Annotated in this window: 4 protein-coding genes; 1 reads left to right on the top strand and 3 read right to left on the bottom strand. The window is 49.2% G+C overall.

Annotated features, from left to right (window positions below):
* Positions 1–73: 73 nt before the first annotated feature.
* Positions 74–817, bottom strand: coding sequence for an SDR family oxidoreductase (locus tag M0974_RS03740; RefSeq protein WP_297833000.1), 744 nt, complete (start codon positions 815–817; stop codon positions 74–76).
* A 139-nt stretch (positions 818–956) separates the two neighbouring features.
* On the opposite strand from M0974_RS03740, the gene M0974_RS03745 reads away from it, so the two are divergent.
* Positions 957–1,841, top strand: a complete 885-nt coding sequence (locus tag M0974_RS03745; RefSeq protein ID WP_297833004.1) for an AraC family transcriptional regulator — start codon at positions 957–959, stop codon at positions 1,839–1,841.
* A 297-nt stretch (positions 1,842–2,138) separates the two neighbouring features.
* On the opposite strand, the gene M0974_RS03750 is transcribed toward M0974_RS03745, so the two are convergent.
* Together M0974_RS03750 and M0974_RS03755 are read right to left on the bottom strand one after the other, a co-directional pair.
* Complete coding sequence (locus M0974_RS03750) at positions 2,139–3,569, bottom strand: hypothetical protein (protein ID WP_297833002.1); 1,431 nt, start codon at positions 3,567–3,569, stop codon at positions 2,139–2,141.
* Positions 3,570–3,978: 409 nt separating this feature from the next.
* A partial coding sequence (locus M0974_RS03755; RefSeq protein WP_367278952.1) for an isocitrate/isopropylmalate family dehydrogenase occupies positions 3,979–4,180 on the bottom strand: 202 nt, incomplete at its 5' end.

Raw genomic sequence — 4,180 nt, forward strand, 5'->3', positions numbered from 1 at the left:
CCTTGTTGCCAGCTTTTGTGGACGAACTCCAGGCTGTAATACCTGATCCAGCATGGCGTTCTCCTTTTCCGAATCAAATAATATAACCGCCGGCGACCTCAATGGATTGTGCATTGATCCAGCCGCCGTCCTGCGTTAACAATGTCGCGATGACGCGGGCAACATCCTCTGGCTCACCAATCCTTCCCAGCGCAGTCTGGGATGCCAGCAGGGCTTCAAATTCTTCATTCAAACCGCCACCGAGCTCAGTTCGGATAGCACCGGGAGCGACTGCGTTGACGCGAATGCGTCGCTCGCCGAATTCCTTGGCCATGTATTTGCTCAGAATTTCCAGCCCTCCCTTAAAGGCCGCGTAAGGCGCCACGCCAGCAGTGGCGACACGCGAGGTCGCGCTGGTCAGGTTGACAATGCTGGCGCCCTGCTTCATCAACGGCAACAATGCCTGCGTAAGAAAAAACGGTCCCTTCAAGTGAACGTTCATCAGGCCGTCAAACTGTGCTTCGGTGACAGTCTCGATTGGATTGAACAAGCCGTAGCCGGCATTGTTCACCAGCCCGGCAAGCTGTGTGGTATCCCAGACTCTGGACAAGGTGAGTTCAACAGCGCCGCGAAAACTGTCAAAGCTGCGCGAATCACCGACGTCGAGCTGGAGGGCCGCAGCCTTGCCACCACCTGCAACGATTTGGCGAACGACCTCCTCAGCCTTGGCCTGCTGGCTGTGATAAGTCAGGATAACTCCCTGGCCGCGGCGTGCGCACTCCAGGGCGGTGCTAGCACCGATTCCGCGGCTGCCGCCAGTGATGAGGACGATATTCATGTAAAGCTCCGGTACGTAGTCAATAAGAACCTCTACGATAGCGAAGTGCATCGAATTGAGCCTGCCAGTTCATGCCTCAATCCTGCCTATTTCTGCTTTTAGATTGCCAATGGAGTTCAAGCTGAGGTTTAATTCCAGCATGGAAAATCAGTTGACCGAGCTTCGCACCCTCACTGCCCACGCGCAAAACCGCCGTACCGACACAGGCATACCGCGCGTGGCCATGGTGCAGGGCATCATCCCCGAGCATCAGTTGGCCGCTGTCTACGATCCTATGATCAACGTGATTCTCCGTGGTGGCAAGACCATGACGGTCGGAGGACGCAGCTTGCATTATGATCCTGCGACCTATTTCGTCATGTCTGTAGACCTGCCAGCGGCGGGCGTCGTACATCCCGCTGAGACAGGAGAACCCTATCTGGCGGTGAGTTTGACCCTAGATGTCACGATTATCTCGAATTTGCTGGGTGACCTGCCCAATACTGCCGAGCGCTTGAATAAGGCGGCCGGGTTCTCGGTGGCTGCGGTGACACCGGAGCTGCTCGATGCCTGGGTCCGGATGCTGCGTCTCATGGCACATCCGGGCGATATTGCTGCGTTGGCACCGGCGTATGAGCGCGAAATTCTCTATCGGGTGTTGCAGGGGCCCATGGGGTGGATGTTGCGCGATATCGCCTTGCCCGACGCGTCACTGGCCAGGGTCAACCTCGCCATCCAGCAGATTCGCCGTGAGTATGCAGAGCCGCTGCGCGTTGAGCAGCTCGCCAACAGTGCCGCGATGAGCGTATCGGCGTTCCATCGGCATTTCAAGGCGGTGACCGCGTTAAGCCCGTTGCAGTATCAAAAGCAGATTCGATTACTCCAAGCACGGACCTTGCTCGTTGCCGCAGGCTACAGCGTCATGGCCGCAGCGCATGAGGTGGGCTATCAAAGCGCAACACAATTCAGCAGGGAATATTCCCGTGAGTTTGGTCGACCGCCGGGGCAGGACGCTACCAGAATTGCAAATGAAATCAGAAAATGACATGTACCGTAAAAATGCTAAGGGGAGCCATTAGCCTGCGTAATTCTGGCGCTTTTGCTCGCCTTAGGCTTCTAGATTCCTGGTATGCGGCTCTGGATAGCGCTCCGGAAGTAAGAGATAAAATGCGTCCAACGGAAGGTCAACACCGTATCATCCAGGAGATCTACTCAAACTTTATTTGTACGGTTAGGGATTAATGCATTTTCTTCTGCCTACTCACCGCCTGATCGCCATCGCCGCCAATATCGACGGGCGGCGATCTTGATGAGTTCGCTCATGCCGAATTTTATTTCTTCCTCATTTTGTGTTACTTAGTTCATATACCTTTTCAATCAAAATATTCTTATATCTTTTGGGAATCCCAGCCATATCAAGCGTCAATTCTGCATTTTCATCTGACAATACTATCGGCCCCGACCAACCATGGCCTTTTTCTGAAATAATAGAAACAATAAGCCGTTCTAATTCGTCTTGTATATTTTCTTCTTCAGAGGATCCGGCTTGATGAACCTGTTTACTTTTTTTCTTTGACGGCTCTAAATTCTCCTCCGAACTATCATCGCTCTTTTGTTCCTTCTCTTGTATTTTTTGTTCCTTTATTTTTTCTTGATCAACTTCCTTCACCTTAACGCGTCCAGGCGGTTTGAACTGCGAATGGATCCCACGACCCTTGACAGATTTTGATGAACTATTCGATGATGAAGCGGTAGCACCCGTTCTTTTTTTATTTTTCACGGTCGATAGATGGTTGGTAGGAGCACCACCTCCCAATCCACTAGATCTCGTCGATAGAGCGCTTTGATCAAAATTTCCCTCATGATTTTGACCTATTTTTGATCCAAGTTTTTTAATCGCTATCTTCTCTGATTTGATGTAATCATCAAGTGTATTGTTTCCTCCACCAGAATTATCAGTTTCCTCACCAAGTTCTCGCCGCTGGCTATTAAAATCTAAAGCGTCTCGGCCACTGCCTTTTCGCTCGGTATCAGAAACATTGCCACACCACTTCCTACTATTTTGAAATTGACTATCCTTCAAGATAGATCGTCCATAATGTCGCCATTTATTTGGAATAGTATAAGATTTAAATTCCCCATATCCCCATTCAGCTAATTCGGTAGATGAAAGCTCACTCTGCGTCTTTTCCTGTCCGTTATCGCGTGTTGGCGGCTTTGGGTTATCTTTAAGTAATAATGGCTTCGATTCAATCGACGTTTCGACTATTTGATTCAAATCTTTTCCGCTGTTAATGTCATGGTAATGCGCCTTGCAATCAAATGATGTTTTGCTTTTCAAACCCTCAACACTGCGCTCGCCAGTTGGATTTACCGTAACTGTGTAATGAACACCACGTATATTATTTTCCTTATGCAATGCACCGAGCACCAACGATTCAACCTCCCTCTCATGCGCACGATTTGCTAACGCTGTCATAGGATACAAATTAGCATTTACACCAAATCCACCTAAGTCGTGGTGTAGAAGATGAGCCCTATGTAAGCTTGTGGGAAATTTATCCTTTAGTGCCACACTTAGCTTGCTCTCATCATCTTCAGAACCAACGGCAGATCCTTGCACCGGGTCATTTGGATCAAGAACCGCGTCCATAGACTTGGCCAAATCAAGTTGCTCGCTACCAGCTTGAAATGCTTCTGTGACGTGAGTAATCTTTGTCGCCAACTGAGCAACTTGTTGAGTTCGCGGGCTCAAGTTTGCAAGCGTAGCCATCCTTCCCTGAAGAATGTTTTGTGGTCGATTGTCGATAAACTGGGATGGGGCTAATCCCTTCTTCTTACTTTGGTCACCAGCGCCAATATCAGCTTGTTTTCTATTTGCAAGATTTTTTTTGCGTAATCGCCCATTCGTAGCCCGCTTTCTCGCTTATATTTCAAATTCGCATCAGAACCCATAAAGCGCATGATGCGTTGGCAATCCATTCATCTTATGAAATACATATCTCAGTTAAAAAAACCAACCTGCGAAAGCCTTGGATGGAACATCGCCAGGTCTGCGCATCACAAAGTAGCCGGGCATTCGCATCAAAGTGTCTCTCAATCCGCTATTAAAAATAATTAATAAATTGATCGCAGCCAGAAGCCGAAGTCGAGGCTCATATCGAAGTGGCTCCTTGGCTCTCCTAAAGTTCTTCCAGTACGCGATCTCCCATACCTGTACATGTTACTTTTTTCGAGTCAGATTCGAAGATATCAGCCGTGCGATACCCTCTTGCCAATACGCGCCTAACTGCTTGCTCAACGCGATTTGCCGCATCGGGGTTCTCAAAGCTATATCGCAACATCATGGCAATGGAAAGGATTGCTGCCAATGGATTTGCAATA

The sequence above is a fragment of the Pseudomonas sp. genome (genome assembly GCF_026224925.1).
In the GTDB taxonomy this organism is placed as follows: domain Bacteria; phylum Pseudomonadota; class Gammaproteobacteria; order Pseudomonadales; family Pseudomonadaceae; genus Aquipseudomonas.

Coding starts and splice junctions, on each gene's coding strand:
- M0974_RS03745 (WP_297833004.1), top strand. CDS start 957: ATGGAAAATCAGTTGACCGAGCTTCGCACCCTCACTGCCCACGCGCAA.
- M0974_RS03740 (WP_297833000.1), bottom strand. CDS start 817: ATGAATATCGTCCTCATCACTGGCGGCAGCCGCGGAATCGGTGCTAGC.
- M0974_RS03750 (WP_297833002.1), bottom strand. CDS start 3,569: ATGGCTACGCTTGCAAACTTGAGCCCGCGAACTCAACAAGTTGCTCAG.